Genomic DNA, 17,024 nt, shown 5'->3' with positions numbered 1-17,024 from the left:
AGTTCTGGTTTATAAGTCTGTTTGGAGGATGCAGAATGCGATTAAAAAGTGAAAATGGAAGTATTACACTGGAAGCTGCGCTAGTTTTACCGTTCTTTATGTTATTTATAGTTTTTATGGCTTCTATCATCCGTATCTCTGTAGCAGAAATTGCACTGAACAAGTCTGTATCTGAAACAGCACAAATCATTTCAACACATGCCTATCCGGCAACGATTCTATCAGATCAAGTCGAGAATCTTGCAAGCGATAAACTGTCTGGTATTAGTACCAATATTATTAGTTTGGAGGACGTTGAAAAATTAGTTGGCAAATCGTTAAAAGAGCTTTTGGATTTTGATCCTTCAAGTTCAAATTATATAGACCAACTTGGAGCGTCAGTTGTAACTCCAATCGTTCAGGAGAAATTTGCAGATAATATGAATTCCAATTCCGCCACGGGATCTAATATAAATGTTGAAGTTGAATTACCAGGATCGATCAATGGTGGTGCTGACTCGTACATTGGCATTACGGCAACTTACGACTTAGATTTAACTGTACCATTTGTTGATAGGACGATAACAATTAAAAAGCAGGCATATGAACGTCTTTGGGTTGGCGGATACTAATTTGAAGAAGAATAATACGTAGGTAAGGTGAACACATGTTGCAAATGAATGATTATTTCCTCTTTTTATTTATCATAATTGCATTTTTATGGGATATCCGAATCCAAAAAATACCAAATTGGTTAACAGCAGGTGGGATGTTGCTAGCATTTATCTTGCATCTTATTACAAATGGTATTGATGGATTCCTGTTTTCTGTTTTTGGTTTGATCGTTGCAACTGTGGTATGCCTGGTACTTTATGGTTTTAAAGCAATTGGTGCAGGTGATGTGAAGCTATTTGCAGCAATAGGTGGATTTGTAGGGATTCAAATCGTATTATATATCCTTATGTATTCCATTGTTTGTGGAGGGGTAATTGGTATACTTCTATTAATAATTACTAGAACGAAGCTGTATATTTTGTATAATAAAGGAATCCTTTTTTTAAATAGAAAATGGGATAAACAATTTGCCATTATTGATAAAGAATCGAAAATTATTTCTTTCCCTTTTATGTATGCAGTCCTTCCAGGGGTTATATTAACTTATACCTTTCTATTCATTTAAGTATTCTTAATTTCATTTTTTGTATGTAAAGGAAGTTTCTAGTTACGAGAAAGGGAGAGTCAGATGCTCGGGGTTCATGATTATATACTTTTTCTATTTTTAATAATTGCTTTCATTTCCGATATTAAAAATCAAAAACTACCGAACTGGCTAACTGCCGGCGGGATAGTTGTCGGGATAATTTATCATTTCATTACAGATGGTTTTGGCGGTCTTTTATTTTCTCTTCTTGGGTTATTAACTGCTGGCGGGATTTTCCTGATTTTGTACACCTTTAAAGCTATTGGAGCTGGGGATGTTAAGTTATTTGGAGCAATTGGTTCTTTGGTAGGCTTCGATATGGTGGTTAATATGATGGTTCTTTCAATCGTTTTTGCTGGAATACTTAGTGCACTAATTTTATTATTAACGAAAACATTTATGAAAAAAATGATTGATGCGTTTTTTTATTTAAGAGATTCATTATATATGAAAGACTATCGTAAATTAGAGGATTATAAAAAAAACAAGGCTACAAGATTTCCATTTATGTATGCAGTAGTTCCAGCAGTTGTTATCACTTACATATATCCAATTATTTGATGCATGAAAAAATGAACAAACGCATTTTTCCAACACCTCATTTTCATATTAAATCGAGATTTTAGGAAGCTGTATGAATATAAAGTCACAAAAGCAACTTGTTTTCCTTTTAAGAATGCTGATGCACAGCAATAATAGTTGTGTCTATTAAAGATTAAGAATGGTATTTAAGGCTAGCTGGAAAACAATCAACTATTTATTTAAATAGTACATAATCATGTAGGAGGAAAAAGAATGGGAACAATTTACAATCTGGAATATGATTATTCGACAGAGAATGGTCAATCAATCGTATTTTCCAAAAAAGACAACAAAAAATTAACGGCAGATGATTTAAATGCGGTTCAATTGAAGATGATTCAGTCTAATCGAATACCACATATGCTGCCAATGTCATTGGAGCATATTGACCTGGTTACAAAGCTCCATTATGATATAAATTCAAAACAGAAGCTAATTTCCTACTTTCGTGATAATAAAGCATCAATGAATGATTATTATCAGTTATTTCTTTCTCTTATCAATACACTTGAGGAAGCCAGTTCCTATATGCTTGATCAGAAAAATTATATCTTACAGATGGAATTTCTATTTATCGGGCAAAATGCGAGCGATGTATATTTAACCTATTTACCAGTTATTGACCTTGATAAAAATACTAGTGTAATAGAAGATATGAAAAAACTATTAACGGACGTCGCTGGTGAAATTGAAGGTCTACAAGGAAATGAATTTAAAAGTATTTTGAACTACATTAAAAATGCATCCTTTAGTTTAAGTGGGTTAAAAACATTATTATTAGAGTTGATTTCACTTCGTTCTAATGTCAACCAAATGTATTCGAATCATGATTATCTGAATGGTAACCAGATGGAAGGAAGCTTTACGGAAAATCAAAACGCAGCAGAGCAGACGCGTTCTGAGCCAATTGTTGCTGGCAGTCAAAGTATGACGAAGAAAAAAGGGAAAAAGAAGCTACCGCCATTGACTTCTAGAACGAAAGTATATCTAATCATGGGCTCATTATTAGCCATAGCTCTCATTTGGAAGCTTTACGACATGTATAGAAATCCAGCCGTACTGCTAACAAGCAGTATCTTAACAGTTGCTGTCATTGTAGCCGTATTTGTATTTTGGAAAATCTGGCGACCAGGTGTTGCTGCAGTTGAGACAGAAGTACCACAAGCAATAGATCAACCAATACATAATCAATCAAATCCGGAACCAAAAGTAAGACAAAAGCAGCAAAGATTTAATGTACAGATACCGAAACAACAGTATCAAACACAGTTTAGTCCTTCAAATGTTGCGCCAGTTGCAGCAGCGCAGGCAGATACAACGTTATTAGCACCAGATAATGAAGATACAGTGCTTTTAGAGGAAGAATCTAATTTATCCGTTGCTACGATGGAGAAGGAAGTTGACATTTCGGCTACACTCATCCGTACGTCAGCAGATGAAGCACCACAAACGATTGCAATCCATACAAATAACTTCTTAATCGGCAGAAACGAAGAGGCAGTTAACTACCCTGATACAGCTGTTGGCGTTTCAAGAATACATGCTGAAATTATTAAAATTGATAGTTCAAGCTTTGGTATTAAGGATTTAGGCTCGAAGAATGGCTCTAAATTAAATGGAGATCCAATGGTTCCATATAAGGTCTACGCATTAAAGGAAGATGATGAATTCGAACTTGGAAAAGCACATTATACATTCAAGTGGAGCAGTTCACAATGAGCAGAAATTGGCAAACCGGTGTAGCTACACACCAAGGTATGAAAAAAAGTAAAAATGAAGATTCCTATTTACATTTGATGGAGAAAGATACAAATGGAAATGAAATTGCTTTATTTGTAGTTGCAGATGGCATGGGTGGCTATCAAATTGGTGATATTGCAAGTCGTTTTGCGATTGCAGAGCTGGAGAAATGGTGGAATAAGCGAATATCAAAGTTAATTCGAAGAAAAGATACAATCGAGCGTGTTTTAAAAGAAACTGAACATATATTGCAGCAGATTAATAAAGGAATTAAAGCTCTATCACAGCAAACAGGGAAGAAGATGGGTACTACACTTTCGATGATTGTCATGTATCAAGGATCGTACGCAGTTATTCATATAGGTGACAGTAGAATCTATCATATGAAAAACTGGAATTACGGTCTTCAGCAATATTTTCAACAAGAAGCTGTAAACGAGCAATATCTGTCGAGTCTATTAGAGGAACAGCACACAGAAATTCTTGAAACAGAGCCTGAGCTTCTAAAGCTGACGGAAGACCACTCGTGGGTGCAGGCACAAGTAACAAATGGAATATTGAGTGAAGAAGAGGCAAGAAGTCACCCAAAAAGACATGTACTCACGCAATGTCTTGGAATTGAAAGTACAATTAATGTGTATAGCCATAAAGGAACTTATCAAGCAAGTGACCTTTTTCTAGTTTGCAGTGATGGATTTTACTCATTGTTCTCCAATGAAGAAATTAAGAATATGCTGGTTAGTTTGGAAAAAGAGTACACCAATCTTCAAGCGATCTGTGATTACTTAATTAATTTCTCTAATTTTTCCGATGCAAATGATAATATTACGCTCATGCTTATTCGTAATTTATATGTAAATACGGATTATGCAGCAGAAAAGAAAGGGTTCTTTTCATTCTTAAAAGGAACCAAATTGTGATAGACGAGGTGTTTTGCGATGAATAAACATAATATCCATATTAAGAAAGGCGATATTTTAAATGGAAAATACCACGTTCTGTCACATATAGCTTCAGGCGGTATGTCAGAAGTTTATCTCGTTGAGGAAGTGAACGATACAAATCGGCGCTGGGCGGTAAAAATTACAAATATGGAAAGTAAGCTAGCATCCAAATTAATTGACGAGACAAAGCTGCTAAGTGAACTAGAACATTCTAACTTGCCACGTGTCATTGATTTTTTCTCAACAGAGAATTATTTCTTCCTAGTTCAGGAATACATTGATGCAGTGTCATTATCGGATTACTTTCAGCTATACAATAATCAATTGTCAGTAGATACGATCATAAAAATTGGAGTACAGCTGTGCGATGTACTTCACTATTTACATACACAGAAACCATTTCCTATTGTTTATCGAGATATTAAACCAGGAAACATTATGATCAATAAGGATAGAGAGATAAAGCTAATTGATTTCGGAATTGCAAGGAAGTTTCAGCATAATCGGATGAAGGACACCGTTCAAGTTGGCACAGTTGGTTTTGCAGCCCCGGAACAATTTGAAAAAAAACAAACCGATACGCGAACTGATTTATTTTCACTCGGAGCATTATTATATTACTTATTATCCCAAGGGAAATATGTCTATATCGTTCAAAAGCCAATCAAAAAATTACATAAAAGGCTTCCCAAAAGTCTTGATAGATGTGTTACACAATTAGTTGAACTCCAGCCAGAAGATCGCCTTCAAGATGCTCGAGAGGCAAAGATATTAATGCTAAAAGCAAAAGAAGAATGGGAAAATAAAAGGAGCCAAAAGTGGGATTGGTCGATTATTCGTCCCATTTCAATTGTATCGATATCGATTTTATTAATTGGTTACATTATCATTTCATTTATCTAAACTAAAATTTGAGGAGGTAACATGCATGGCAGAGCAAGAAAAGCTGCAATTTGGAACGATTGAGGAAAAAGATGATGTCGTCGTATATGAAATACCAATAGCGGAAACGAATCTAGTAGAAGCAGAGCAGCTTGAAGAGTTGAAACGAAAGGATGCTTTGTTTTTTGAATGTCAGCATTATGTAGTTGAACAGCAAATCATTCGGATATTTTATAAAAAAGAAAGCAATTATAAAAAATTAAAAGATTATAGGCATGTATCCAATGAATTAAAGAAAAAAGCTGCATTGAACATGTTGAAGATAGAGAGCTTGATTGGTACCCAGTATACAACATTGGTTCATCCGGAAAATATTTATGTAAATGCAGAAGGTGATATTAAATTTGCTCACCGAGGAATTCGTTCTGTCTTTCCAAAAGAGGAAATGAATACAGCTGAGCTTTTAGAAGAACTGAAGAGGGTTTTGTTATACGTTTACAGTTCCTATCAATTTAATGAAATTAGCGAAAAGCTGGCCGGCCTGAAATTTAATGAGCCGATTGCAGAAAGTATTCGTCGCGTTCAGTCAATAAGTGATTTAAAACAAATCCTTCATACGGAACAAAGATCACCTGCACCGCCACCGATTAAGCAGCAAGCTGAAAAAACGCAAAATCCGAATAAAAAAATGACGCTCTTGTCAGGAGTGCTTCTCGGTCTTATTATTGGGATGCTTGTCATTTATGTGATTCAAGTTATTCCACTTAACAACGAAGTAAATTCCGCAGCAGCTGAAGGGGAAGCGAAGTCGGCGGAGAATATCGAAATGCTAACTGAGAAAAATAAAGAGATTCAGCAGTTACTAGATGATAACCGAACCGTTATGCATGCATATCGTTCTACGATTGTAGGAGATACTGAAGAAGCAATTACGCAATTTGAATCAGCAAATCAACTGGATGAAAGTGCAGAACGTACATTAATGGAACAATATATTGAATTAGATACTGTTGAAAGTCTTACAGCTGCAGCTGGCCTGGGGGAAGCTTATCATAAAGAGGTTATAAAATCACTTGTTGCAAAGAATTCAGATAAGGCAAAAGAAGCAATTTTAGCAATTGAATCCAGTCTGGCCGAGGTACAAATTGAACAAGCTTGGATCAATAAATCTTATGAGGAAGTTGTAACGCTTCATGATGCATTAGCAGATAACAAGCGTGCAAAATTATTAGCAGCAAGAAGTTATATTCAATTAGATGATACAGAGGAAGCAATTAAACTAGCAAAAGATCTTGATAATAAAAAGCTTCACATTACAGCACTGAAAAGGGAAAAAAAGCTGATTGAAGCAAATGATGATTTGGATAAAGATGAAAAAGAAGAGGCAATCGAGAAAATTGATGATCAGATTGATGACCTTAATTAATGTGTAAATCTGAATTTTACTGCGTAAATTGGTACTGATACATCGAGAAAGCTGTATAATATTGCATTATACAGCTTTAATTAATTTAGAAGGAGGGATTCATGAATGGCTGATTTTTTTGCAACCATAATTGATTTTGTCAGAGGTATAATTGAGCCTATCTTTCGCTTTATTTTTGAGTCAATACTATGGGTAATTATATTCTTTAGAGATCTATTGCTTCAAACAGGGATTGTTGACAGTGTTATAACAGCTACTGTCATACCTATTGTAGTGCTGTTAGGTATTTTCCTAGTATTGGTAGGATGGATATGGGGACCAATACGAAGAACTTATGGATCTGATTAAATGAATAATATATAACATATGCTCTTTTTCGCAAAGAACCACTGTTTTTCACGCAGATAATGCTGGAGAGGTTGCTTTCTGTATACCTATCATTATCGGTCCGATATACAAAAGAAGTGTTTATCAAAAGGGTTTTTATCGACATAAGAACCGTAAAAGCAAAAAGTGATTGATGTATATGAATCAGCATATTATATATGGTATGATACTATAATAGAGATAGATGATATTCAATAAACTATCAGTATGTCATTGGGAGTTCGGTTGATTTTCCCGTAACAGATGTAATAAACTTATGTTATTCTTTATTTTGAACATGAACTTTAGGAAGGGGGAAATGAAATGAGTGAATCAGACAAACATTCACGTTTAAACAAATTTGAAAAACGCAGAAAAAACACAAAATTAATTTCCATTTTCCTTATCGCTGGTGCACTTCTCATCATCATATTGCTTGGTATGTGGTTATTTGGCGGTGGCGATGATGAAACTGAAGAGCAAACAGGAAAAAATGAAAATGAATCCTCAGATTTTCTAATTACGGAAGAGGATGAGGAGGACGCTGAGGGTAATAATCCTGAACAGGAAGAAAGCGAAAATGATTTAGCTTCAGACGAGGAAGCTGAAAATGAAAATGAAGAAAATAATGCTGATGAGGAAATTGAAACAGAGACCGCTGAACCTTCAGATGATAATGTTGCAGAAGCATATACTGGAGATTGGTCACCTGTTGGAACTGAACAAGAAGGTCCACATACAACAACATTTGATGAAGGCTCACAAGATCGAATCGAAATGCGAAGAGCAATTACACAAGCTACTGGTTTAACCGGAGATGATATGATTGAATGGTGGATTGAAAATGGTGGCGATCAAAAGGTAATTGCTACTGTATCTGACACAGCAGAAACGGAAGTATTTCGAGTATTTCTATCGTGGGTTGATAATGAAGGATGGCAGCCTACGAAGGTTGAAATTCTAATTGAAAATGATAAAAAATAGAAGTAGATTGATGGAGGATATAGTATGACAATCGGAATTATTGGTGCAATGGATGAAGAGGTTGCACTATTATTAGACCAGATGACAGAAAAACAAGAACAAACAGTAGCAAATTGCTTATTTGTTCAAGGGAAATTACAGGATAAATCTGTAGTTCTGTTAAAGTCAGGGATTGGGAAAGTGAATGCGGCAATGGCTACTACCATCATGCATGAACGTTTTGCACCAACACATGTTATTAATACAGGATCTGCTGGCGGTTTTGCTAGCAATCTGGAAGTGGGAGATATCGTCATTTCTACTGAGGTTGTACATCATGATGTTGATGTAACTTCCTTTAATTATAGCTATGGACAGGTGCCTGGACTACCTCCAATGTACGAGGCAGATAAAACGTTAGTTGAAAAAGCAGTAGCTGCAGTAAAAAATATGGATATAAATTGTGAACAGGGAATTATTGCAACTGGTGATTCGTTTATGGAAGATCCCGAGCGTGTTGCATTTGTTCATGAAAAATTTCCGACGATGCTTGCTTCAGAGATGGAAGCAGCAGCTGTTGCACAGGTTTGCCATCAGTATAACAAGCCATTTGTTATTATTCGTGCATTATCTGATATTGCCGGAAAAAAATCGTCCATCTCGTTTGATCAATTTCTTGAAACAGCGGCTAAAAATGCAGCCCAGCTCATTATCGCTGTAGTTAAGAGTTTATAAACGAGAATTAAATAAAAAGCAAAAGCCCAGAGACAATGATAAATTCATGTTTCTGGGCTTTTTTATAATTTGGAAGCCTTCCAAATTAATTATTGCGCTCTTTTCGATAGTACTCATGAAACACTTTCATGAGCGCTCTTTTTTCAATTCGTGAGACATAGCTTCGTGATATGTTTAGCTTTTTTGCGATTTCTCGCTGTGTCATTTCGTTATAGTCATTTAATCCATAGCGATAAACAATTACCTCTCGCTCTCGTTTATCGAGAACAGAAAAATACTTTTGCATTTTGGCGATCTCCATATTCAATTGGATGTATTCAATTACATTATCATTCTCTGCCTCAAGAATATCAATTAGACTGATTTCATTGCCTTCTTTGTCTTGACCAATTGGATCGTGCAAGGAAACGTCTTTTTTCACCTTTTTTAATGCGCGAAGGTGCATCAATATTTCGTTTTCTATACAACGAGCAGCATATGTTGCCAATTTTGTTCCCTTATCTGTTGAGAAGCTTTCGACCCCTTTTATAAGACCAATGGTTCCAATTGAAATTAAATCCTCCATATCCTCACCAGTATTCTCAAACTTTTTTACAATGTGAGCAACGAGTCTTAAATTATGTTCAATAAGTTTGTTTCTGGCTGTTTCACTTCCATTTTGCATTTCCTCGATGTATTTCGCTTCTTCATCAGAGGGTAATGGTTGCGGGAATGCATGGTTTTTTACATAAGAAACAAAAAAGAGGGCTTCCTTAATTAGAAGAGCAAGCACAGATAAAATCCCGGACAAACGCAATCACCTCCTAAGTGAACAGTCTGCTTCAAGATTGGGCTTTTGCCTATATAACATCTTTATGACTTAAAGAGAGGATTCGTGTCTGTCCACGAAAATTTGTTATGGAAACAGGCTTTTTAAGGTTTTAGTTGATTTGATAACGGACTTATTCATCAAATACTTTGTGAAAAGATAAAGGTTGGTTTGTAACTCGTACCTATATTACATACTAGCGATAAGATTAAAAAAACGTTCATCGCATCCAATAAATGGGTGCAGTAGGTGGTCAAGAGGATTGGATTATTGGAGTAGCACAGGAGCTAGCAAAGCAATAGATTTTGACGATATAACTTTGGAATGAGCACGTTACAATAAATAGTTTCATATAGGTCAAATGAACGTCATCTTGCACTAAATATCTAACTTTTGTATTAAATTCAAAAAACAGAGTTGACATGATTCGTTACCAGGTGTATGATGTGAACAATTCCTATTAATTGAATATGATTTTTCTTATCAAGAGTCAGGGGAGGAACTGGTCCTACGATCCTGCGGCAACCGTTACAATGATGTAACAAGGTGCTAATTCCAGCAAGCAAATGCTTGAAAGATGAGATGAGTGATTTAGAACCTCTTCCTCATCAGAAGAGGTTTTTTCATTTGATTAAAAACCAAGTAATATCATGGGAAAGATTATATTGCGATGAATAGGTAAATTTGAAAAGGGAGCGAAGAAAATGGGTGTAACAAAAACAGATAGCTTGTACAGAAAGGATTATTTTGGAAGGCTTCAGGAACTAAAGAAATATGCACCAGATGCCTTCGAGTCATTTTTTGCTTTTAATAATCGAGCATTGGCTGAAGGGGAATTATCCGTAAAGTTAAAGGAATTAATTGCAGTTGCTGTGGCACACATTACTGGATGTCCGTATTGTATTGATTTACATGTGAAAAATGTCAAAAAGCAGAAAGCAAGTAAGGAAGAGGTGGCAGAGGCGATTTTCGTTGCAACAGCATTAAAGGCGGGATCAGCTGCGGCACATGGAGTAAATGCACTAAATGCTTACGATGGAAATAGTGACGAGGAATTGTATAAAGCATCGTATTTCAACCGAATAAAGGAATTTTCTAAGTTGAACGATGAAACCTTTAAGGCATTTTTAAATTTTGATCACCATTCCATAAAAGCAGAAAACTTAAGTGAAAAAGAAAAAGAGTTAATTGCAGTTGCTTGTGCACATACAACAGGTTGTGCGTATTGTATTAATTTGCATACGAAAAATGCAAAAAATACAGGAGCAAACTTAGCAGAGATTTCTGAAGCAATTTTTGTTGCTGTAGCACTGAAAGCTGGATCGGCAATCGCACATAGTGTAAATGCCTTAAACGCTTTTGACGAGTAGTATTGTTTCTGATAATCGTGCGAGCAGTAAAGCCATATCTAAGCAAATTTATAGGAGGAGTGTTCCAGTTGGAAAAACAAATTCATCTGAACGGCTTTGTACAAAATTCACCATCGCCTCATTCCATGGGGTTATGGAAACATGAAAAAGATAAGGGGGCTTTTCATAATCGAATTCATTATTGGACAGAAACAGCGCAAGTGTTAGAGCGAGGAAAATTTGATGCCGTATTTATTGCCGATGTGCTAGGCACGTATTCTGTTTATGGTAGTAATCATGATGCTGCAATTAAGCATGCTGTGCAATTGCCGGCACATGATCCATTAATGCCAATTGCAGCTATGGCAGCGGTCACAAAGCACATCGGATTCGCTCCAACGATTTCAGCAACCTATGCCCAGCCATACGCACTTGCACGCCAGCTTTCAACACTGGACCATTTGACAGAAGGAAGAATTGCTTGGAATGTAGTCACATCGTATTTAGAGAGTGAGGCAATTAATCTGGGCCTGTCAGGTAGATTGCCTAAAAATTTACGCTATGACCGTGCTGATGAATTTCTTGAAGTCGTTTACAAGTTATGGGAACACAGCTGGGAAGACGAAGCGGTTGTTTATGACAAGGAGACGGATACCTTTGCAGATCCTAAAAAAGTACATACGATCGATCACACAGGTGAATTTTATCATGTACCTGGTCCACATTTGACGGAGCCATCACCACAACGGACTCCAGTACTTTTTCAAGCTGGTGCTTCTTCGAGAGGAAGAGATTTTGCAGCCAAACACGCTGAAGCAGTTTTCACAAAGGGACATTCACTGGAAGCAATGAAAAATTACGCTGCAGATATTCGAAAACGTGCAGTAGAGCAGGGAAGAAATGCAACGGATATTCGTATTTTTCCAATGGTTCTTCCCATTATTGGTTCTACAGAGGAAGAAGCATTTGCTAAATACGAGAAATTAAAAAGCCTTGTTAGTTATGAGGGGACAGCTGCATTGCTTTCTGGGCATACAGGTATCGATCTATCTAAATATAATCCGGATCAGTATTTAGATGATATGGAAACAGAAGCAGTACAGGGGAATTTAGACATGTATACAAAGGATCCCCAAAAAAGGTGGACACTTCGTGAGGCACTTCAAAATCATGGTCTAGGCAATGGCACGGCAAAATTTATTGGCACACCAGAACAAATAGCAAATAAATTACAGAAATGGGCTGTTGAGGCTAACGTAGATGGTTTTAATATTGCACAATCGTATTCATTAGAAACTTTTCGGGAATTTGTTGACCATGTTGTACCTGAATTACAAAGGCGAGGAATATATAGAACAGATTACGAAGGTAATACATTAAGAGAAAATCTTTTTGAAACCAAAAGTCCATATTTGCCCAACAATCATCCGGCAAGAAAATTGAAATTACATGTATAAGGTGTGATGGTATTTTTAAATTCTTATACTTACATTCAAAAACCAAGCACATAGTGTTTTTACTACGATTAATTAGCTGATAATTCAGAGAAAGGGGTCAGTGCATGCAAGCTACCACATTATATACATGGATAGGTTTTTCACTCTTTCTTGTGGTTATGCTTTTTCTTGGTTATATTGGCGCCAGAAAAACGAAAAATGTCCGTGATTTTGCAACTGGAGGAACAACGTTAGGACCAGTCATCTTAGGCCTATCTTTTGCTGCAACCTATTTGAGCGCTGCAACCTTTCTAGGATATCCAGGATGGTCTTATGACTGGGGTCTATCTAACTTATGGCTTTTCTTAGCAATGATAGGTGGCGGCCCAATAGGAATGCTAATGGTTGCAAAAAAGGTAAGAAAGTTGAATACCAAACAAAAATCACTATCATTACCAGACTGGCTTGGCGATTTTTATAATAGTGATATTTTGCGAGTGGGAACAGGGTTAATTTTACTTTTTAATATTTTTTACATAGCTGCGCAATTTGTAGCTGGTGCAAGGATATTTGAGTATCTGCTTGGTATGAATTATTCAACAGGTTTGATTCTTATTACGGCTATTGTGGTGTTATATGTGTTTGCAGGTGGCGCACTTGCGGATATCTATACAGATGCTGTACAGGTAATTATGATGGCTATTGCTGGATTAGCAGTATTTATTTCAGGGATTGTTATATTTTGGGATGGGGGAGTCACCTCAACTTTTGCAGGTATTGTTGATAATTTAGCTGCGCAGGATGGTAACCTTGTTAAGGTTTTTAATCCGGAATCACTACATTTTTATTCAATCGGACCGGTAATAGGTGCCATAACAATCCAGTGGGCTTTTGCCTCGGCACCCCATTTATTTAATAAGGTATTGGGTTTGAAAAGAGAAAGTGATTTAGGAAAAATGATTTTAGTTTATGTTATAACAGCTTCCCTATGTGTGTTAGTACTGTTTGGTGGATTGTATAGCAGAGTAGCTATTGGTAGTGGAACAGAAACAACTGACTTAGCCCTTATGGAGTATATCGCATGGGCATTCCCAGCAATTTTTGTTGCGATATTTGGTGTAGTTATACTTGCTGCAGCTATGTCAACGACTGATGGGTTATTTGTATCGATTTCAACCGTATTTGCTAATGATATTTTTCTTAAATTTCTAGTGAAACGCGGATATGTAAATGTGAGTGAAGAAAAGGCGCAACAAATCGCTCTTCTCATTAGCAGATGGAGTGTTCCACTAGTCGGATTAGCAGCATTTCTGCTTGTGCTTAACCCACCAAGGTATATGGGGGACGTCATGTGGATTGGGATTTCAGGTGTAGCAGCGGGGACCCTCGGTCCAATCTTGTATGCTGTTTATGCTAAAAGGAAAGTATCTCCACGCGCAGCAGAAGGATCGATGTTTATTGGATTATTATCATATCTTATCTTATATTTTGGCGGGATCATCCCCAGTACAATGTCTGCCGGTGCAGTAGCAACATTTATTGGAATCGCAGTCATATTGATTTTGTCAAAAATCTTTAAGGAACCCGACCAAGAATATGAAAGTATACAAGAAGCAAAGTGAATGGATTAGAGAATGGGGGAGAAGCGATTGTTTGTTAATGAAATGTTAACAGTTTGGCTATATGGTCTAATTGCTATATATGCTATTGTTGGTTTTTCTCTTTGGAAATGGTACTTTGGAAAAGATTAACCTTTTCTTTAAATAACAAATTGCCCTGGGATCTTTGATAGAGCCTAAGGCAATTTGTTGTATGTTTGCAGTTTGAATGTAAATTAGTCCTTACTGATTCTAGATCTACACACTTAGATTATACTTAATCGAACAATTTCGTATTGCGATTTCCTTGTCACTATGCGGGTGTTTCTTATCTTCTGTGATTTGATACTTCTCAAGCCCTTTACCAGCAATGATAATAATATCTCCAGGTTCACTCTTGTCGATAACAAGGCTTATGGCAGCCTTTCGATTCGGAATGCAGATATAATTATTGTGCTTCATTCCTTGTTCCATATCCGTTAAGATAGCATTAGAATCCTCATATCTTGAGTCATTAATTGTTAAAATTACAAAATCAGCTACAGATGCTTTCTCAGCCATAATGGGACGTTTCGATTCATCTCGATCTCCGCCGGTACCAACCACTAATAGAATACGATTCTGCTTAAATGGTTGGACAGAAGCGATTACTTTTTCTATCGCATCTGGGGTATGTGCGTAGTCAATGTAAATTGATATTGGTGCTTCAAGGTCGAGCTTTTGCATTCTGCCATTTATGTGGGCTATATTAGCGAGTGAGCGGACTAACGTTTTTACAGAAATCATTGTTTTACTATATACGGTTGCGATTGCAGCTACTACATTATATACATTAAATTCGCCAATTAATTTTGTAGTGACGGGAAAATTCCCTTCTGGAGATCCTAATGTAAAGCAGGTATGGTCCTCATAGTAGATAATATTGGTTGCTCGAAAGTCAGCTTCGTTATAAATGCCGTAAGAAATTACTTCAAATGGTGTCATGCCATTATATATCTCATACCACGGATCATCCCGATTTAGAATAACATTTTTTTCTTCTGTCAAATTATTTCCAAGCTGCGCAAAAAGGAGACCTTTTGTGTAGCCATACTGCTCCATCGTCTTGTGATAGTCAAGATGATCCTGTGAAAGGTTTGTAAAAGTTACTACATCAAAATTAACTCCACGTTGCCTTCCTTGTGCGAGACCATGAGAAGATATTTCCATAACTATGTGACCCATTCCGTGCTCGGCTACTCTATGAAGTATTTTTTGATTCGTTAGTACATCACATGTGGTGTTATCACTTTCTACGGATTCATTTAGAAGATCAATTCCATTTGTACCAAGCAATGCAGCTTGCTGATTATTCTTTTCAAGTAACTGCTTAATTAGTGTTGTGACTGTTGTTTTACCATTTGTTCCAGTCACACCGTACACAGTCATTTTGTTTGAAGGATAATGATAAAACTTATTTGCAAGAATTGCCAGTGCTTTTGCAGTATCTTTTACAATAACTAAAGCAAACTTTGTAAGGTCAATAGGAAGTTTTTCTTCTGCAATAATAATTGTTGCTCCATTATGAATGGCTTGTGAATAATAAGAATGACCATCTGATCGGAAGCCTCTAATACAAACAAATAATGATTCTTTTTTAACTTTTCTGGAATCCTGTTCAATGGAATGGACTTCTTCTGGTAGTGCACCATATATTGATTTTATTTTTAAGCTGCTTAGTAACTCGTAAGTATTCAACGTGGAAAACCTCTCTATTCAGTGTTAACAAAACGAATAAATTCATCTAACCATAGGTATTCCCGTTTCTATTATTTTTTAATCGAGAATTTACATATGAAGCAGGAGAGGAAATTAAAAAATGGATCATCAGCTTGTGATGATCCATTTTTTAAAATTTAATTCTTTATCAATACGAATAAGATTTATCTTTATTCTTTATCTTGTTCAAATTTCTTTCTTAAATCGTCCTGTATACTGTTTTTAGCGAGAGGTACCCCATTGTAATATGCAGAACGATTAACCATCAACGCTGATAAAGGTGCTGTGATAAACAGAAATAGAATGGCTAGCAAAACCTTTCCGTTGATTATACCTGTCGGAATGAAATAGATGAACGTAGCTAGCATCAATGTGACAACCCCAAGGGTTGAACTTTTACCAGCAGCGTGCATTCTACTATATACATCCGGAAGGCGAATGACACCAATTGCGCTTAAAATAGTGAAAAACGTACCGATTAAAATGAATATGCTCGTAATAATCTCAATCACGGTCAAAGACAGCACCTCTTTCCATGAATTTTGACATGGCCACCGTTCCAACAAAAGCCAGAATACTTAACACAAGGATAATGTCGGAGTATGCAATGGTTTCTTGAAGGATCATGATAATCCCGATAAAACCAACTAATGTTACTCCAATACAGTCCAATCCAAGTATTCGATCTTGAGTGGAGGGACCTTTAATTATTCTTATTAAGAACAGAACCAAAGAAATTGATAATACTAAAAGTGAAAAATAAAGAATAACTTGAAACATTATTTCGTCACCTCCATGATCGCTCGTTCAAATGAGTTACGAATTTGTTCGATCATATCTTCCTTATCCGGTACATCGATAGAGTGAATATAAATAGTCTTTCCGTCGCTTGAGAAATCCATTGATACAGTACCAGGTGTCAAGGAAATAAGTGCAGCAAGTAAGGTTATTTCAACATTCGTTTCTAATCTCGTTTCTACTGCTACAATTCCAGGCTGATTATTAAGTTTTGGGCTTAGAACAATTTTAATGACATCAAGATTAGCTTTAATGAGCTCGATAATGAAAAGCATGATCAACTTAATAATTGCCCACACTCGATTCATATAAAAATTAAAAACAAGAAAACGGCGCAGGATGAACAATATAATAATTCCTATTATGTATCCAAAAAGAAAACTAGTAGCCGTGTAACTATTCTGTAGAAACATCCATGTAACGGCAATTATTATATTGACTAAAATTTGGAAAGCCATA

Annotated in this window: 18 protein-coding genes and 1 riboswitch; of the genes, 13 read left to right on the top strand and 5 right to left on the bottom strand. The window is 36.2% G+C overall.

Annotated elements, in window-relative coordinates; all coding sequences use genetic code 11:
• The first annotated feature begins 35 nt into the window (after window positions 1-35).
• From NYE61_RS03440 to mtnN, 10 genes are all read left to right on the top strand, one after another.
• The gene (locus tag NYE61_RS03440; protein WP_303447305.1) at window positions 36-611 is read left to right on the top strand and encodes a TadE family protein; all 576 of its coding nucleotides are present in this window, start codon (window positions 36-38) and stop codon (window positions 609-611) included.
• A gap of 44 nt (window positions 612-655) precedes the next feature.
• The gene (locus tag NYE61_RS03435; RefSeq protein WP_339316854.1) at window positions 656-1,159 is read left to right on the top strand and encodes a prepilin peptidase; all 504 of its coding nucleotides are present in this window, start codon (window positions 656-658) and stop codon (window positions 1,157-1,159) included.
• Window positions 1,160-1,222: 63 nt separating this feature from the next.
• Window positions 1,223-1,741 (top strand): A24 family peptidase, encoded by a 519-nt coding sequence (locus NYE61_RS03430; RefSeq protein WP_303447301.1) that lies wholly within the window; start codon window positions 1,223-1,225, stop codon window positions 1,739-1,741.
• A gap of 234 nt (window positions 1,742-1,975) precedes the next feature.
• Complete coding sequence (locus NYE61_RS03425) at window positions 1,976-3,481, top strand: DUF6382 domain-containing protein (RefSeq protein WP_251659041.1); 1,506 nt, start codon at window positions 1,976-1,978, stop codon at window positions 3,479-3,481.
• Entirely contained in the window at window positions 3,478-4,422 is a 945-nt protein-coding gene (locus tag NYE61_RS03420) for a protein phosphatase 2C domain-containing protein (protein ID WP_303447298.1), read from the top strand. Before NYE61_RS03425 ends, NYE61_RS03420 begins: the two co-directional genes overlap by 4 nt.
• 18 nt (window positions 4,423-4,440) lie before the next feature.
• Window positions 4,441-5,349: a serine/threonine-protein kinase gene (locus NYE61_RS03415; protein WP_303447297.1), complete on the top strand. Its 909-nt coding sequence runs from the start codon at window positions 4,441-4,443 to the stop codon at window positions 5,347-5,349.
• Between the two features lie 25 nt (window positions 5,350-5,374).
• Entirely contained in the window at window positions 5,375-6,754 is a 1,380-nt protein-coding gene (locus tag NYE61_RS03410) for a type VII secretion protein EssB/YukC (RefSeq protein WP_303447295.1), read from the top strand.
• 105 nt (window positions 6,755-6,859) lie between these two features.
• Window positions 6,860-7,102: a hypothetical protein gene (locus NYE61_RS03405; protein ID WP_095307103.1), complete on the top strand. Its 243-nt coding sequence runs from the start codon at window positions 6,860-6,862 to the stop codon at window positions 7,100-7,102.
• Between the two features lie 342 nt (window positions 7,103-7,444).
• Entirely contained in the window at window positions 7,445-8,104 is a 660-nt protein-coding gene (locus NYE61_RS03400; protein WP_303447294.1) for a YrrS family protein, read from the top strand.
• A gap of 24 nt (window positions 8,105-8,128) precedes the next feature.
• Entirely contained in the window at window positions 8,129-8,818 is a 690-nt protein-coding gene (gene mtnN / locus NYE61_RS03395) for a 5'-methylthioadenosine/S-adenosylhomocysteine nucleosidase (RefSeq protein ID WP_303447293.1), read from the top strand.
• An 85-nt stretch (window positions 8,819-8,903) separates the two neighbouring features.
• Here the strand turns inward: mtnN and sigK are convergent, their stop codons facing one another.
• Complete coding sequence (gene sigK / locus NYE61_RS03390; protein ID WP_095307099.1) at window positions 8,904-9,608, bottom strand: RNA polymerase sporulation sigma factor SigK; 705 nt, start codon at window positions 9,606-9,608, stop codon at window positions 8,904-8,906.
• A gap of 495 nt (window positions 9,609-10,103) precedes the next feature.
• Window positions 10,104-10,210: riboswitch (SAM riboswitch) on the top strand.
• 120 nt (window positions 10,211-10,330) lie between these two features.
• Here sigK and NYE61_RS03385 point away from each other — a divergent pair.
• The 3 genes from NYE61_RS03385 to NYE61_RS03375 all read left to right on the top strand — a co-directional run bounded on the left by NYE61_RS03385 (window position 10,331) and on the right by NYE61_RS03375 (window position 14,033).
• On the top strand, window positions 10,331-10,996 hold the full coding sequence (locus NYE61_RS03385; protein ID WP_095307098.1) for a carboxymuconolactone decarboxylase family protein: 666 nt from the start codon (window positions 10,331-10,333) through the stop codon (window positions 10,994-10,996).
• 68 nt (window positions 10,997-11,064) lie between these two features.
• Entirely contained in the window at window positions 11,065-12,432 is a 1,368-nt protein-coding gene (locus tag NYE61_RS03380; protein WP_095307097.1) for an LLM class flavin-dependent oxidoreductase, read from the top strand.
• A 104-nt stretch (window positions 12,433-12,536) separates the two neighbouring features.
• Window positions 12,537-14,033 carry a sodium:pantothenate symporter gene (locus NYE61_RS03375; protein WP_303447291.1) on the top strand — a complete coding sequence of 499 codons (1,497 nt, stop codon included), beginning with the start codon at window positions 12,537-12,539 and terminating at the stop codon, window positions 14,031-14,033.
• 234 nt (window positions 14,034-14,267) lie between these two features.
• On the opposite strand, the gene NYE61_RS03370 is transcribed toward NYE61_RS03375, so the two are convergent.
• The 4 genes from NYE61_RS03370 to NYE61_RS03355 all read right to left on the bottom strand — a co-directional run bounded on the left by NYE61_RS03370 (window position 14,268) and on the right by NYE61_RS03355 (window position 17,023).
• A complete protein-coding gene (locus tag NYE61_RS03370; protein ID WP_303447290.1) occupies window positions 14,268-15,746 on the bottom strand; it encodes a UDP-N-acetylmuramoyl-L-alanyl-D-glutamate--2,6-diaminopimelate ligase in 1,479 nt (492 codons plus the stop codon).
• A 191-nt stretch (window positions 15,747-15,937) separates the two neighbouring features.
• Complete coding sequence (gene mnhG / locus NYE61_RS03365; RefSeq protein WP_316246654.1) at window positions 15,938-16,279, bottom strand: monovalent cation/H(+) antiporter subunit G; 342 nt, start codon at window positions 16,277-16,279, stop codon at window positions 15,938-15,940.
• Window positions 16,272-16,547 (bottom strand): Na(+)/H(+) antiporter subunit F1, encoded by a 276-nt coding sequence (locus NYE61_RS03360; protein WP_095307093.1) that lies wholly within the window; start codon window positions 16,545-16,547, stop codon window positions 16,272-16,274. The genes mnhG and NYE61_RS03360 overlap by 8 nt, the downstream gene beginning before the upstream one ends.
• The gene (locus NYE61_RS03355) at window positions 16,547-17,023 is read right to left on the bottom strand and encodes a Na+/H+ antiporter subunit E (protein ID WP_095307092.1); all 477 of its coding nucleotides are present in this window, start codon (window positions 17,021-17,023) and stop codon (window positions 16,547-16,549) included. Before NYE61_RS03355 ends, NYE61_RS03360 begins: the two co-directional genes overlap by 1 nt.
• Window position 17,024 lies beyond the last annotated feature (1 nt).

The sequence above is a fragment of the Oceanobacillus sp. FSL W7-1304 genome (assembly GCF_037969805.1).
Lineage (GTDB): Bacteria > Bacillota > Bacilli > Bacillales > Amphibacillaceae > Oceanobacillus > Oceanobacillus profundus.
This window is presented reverse-complemented; position numbering and strand designations above follow the sequence as displayed.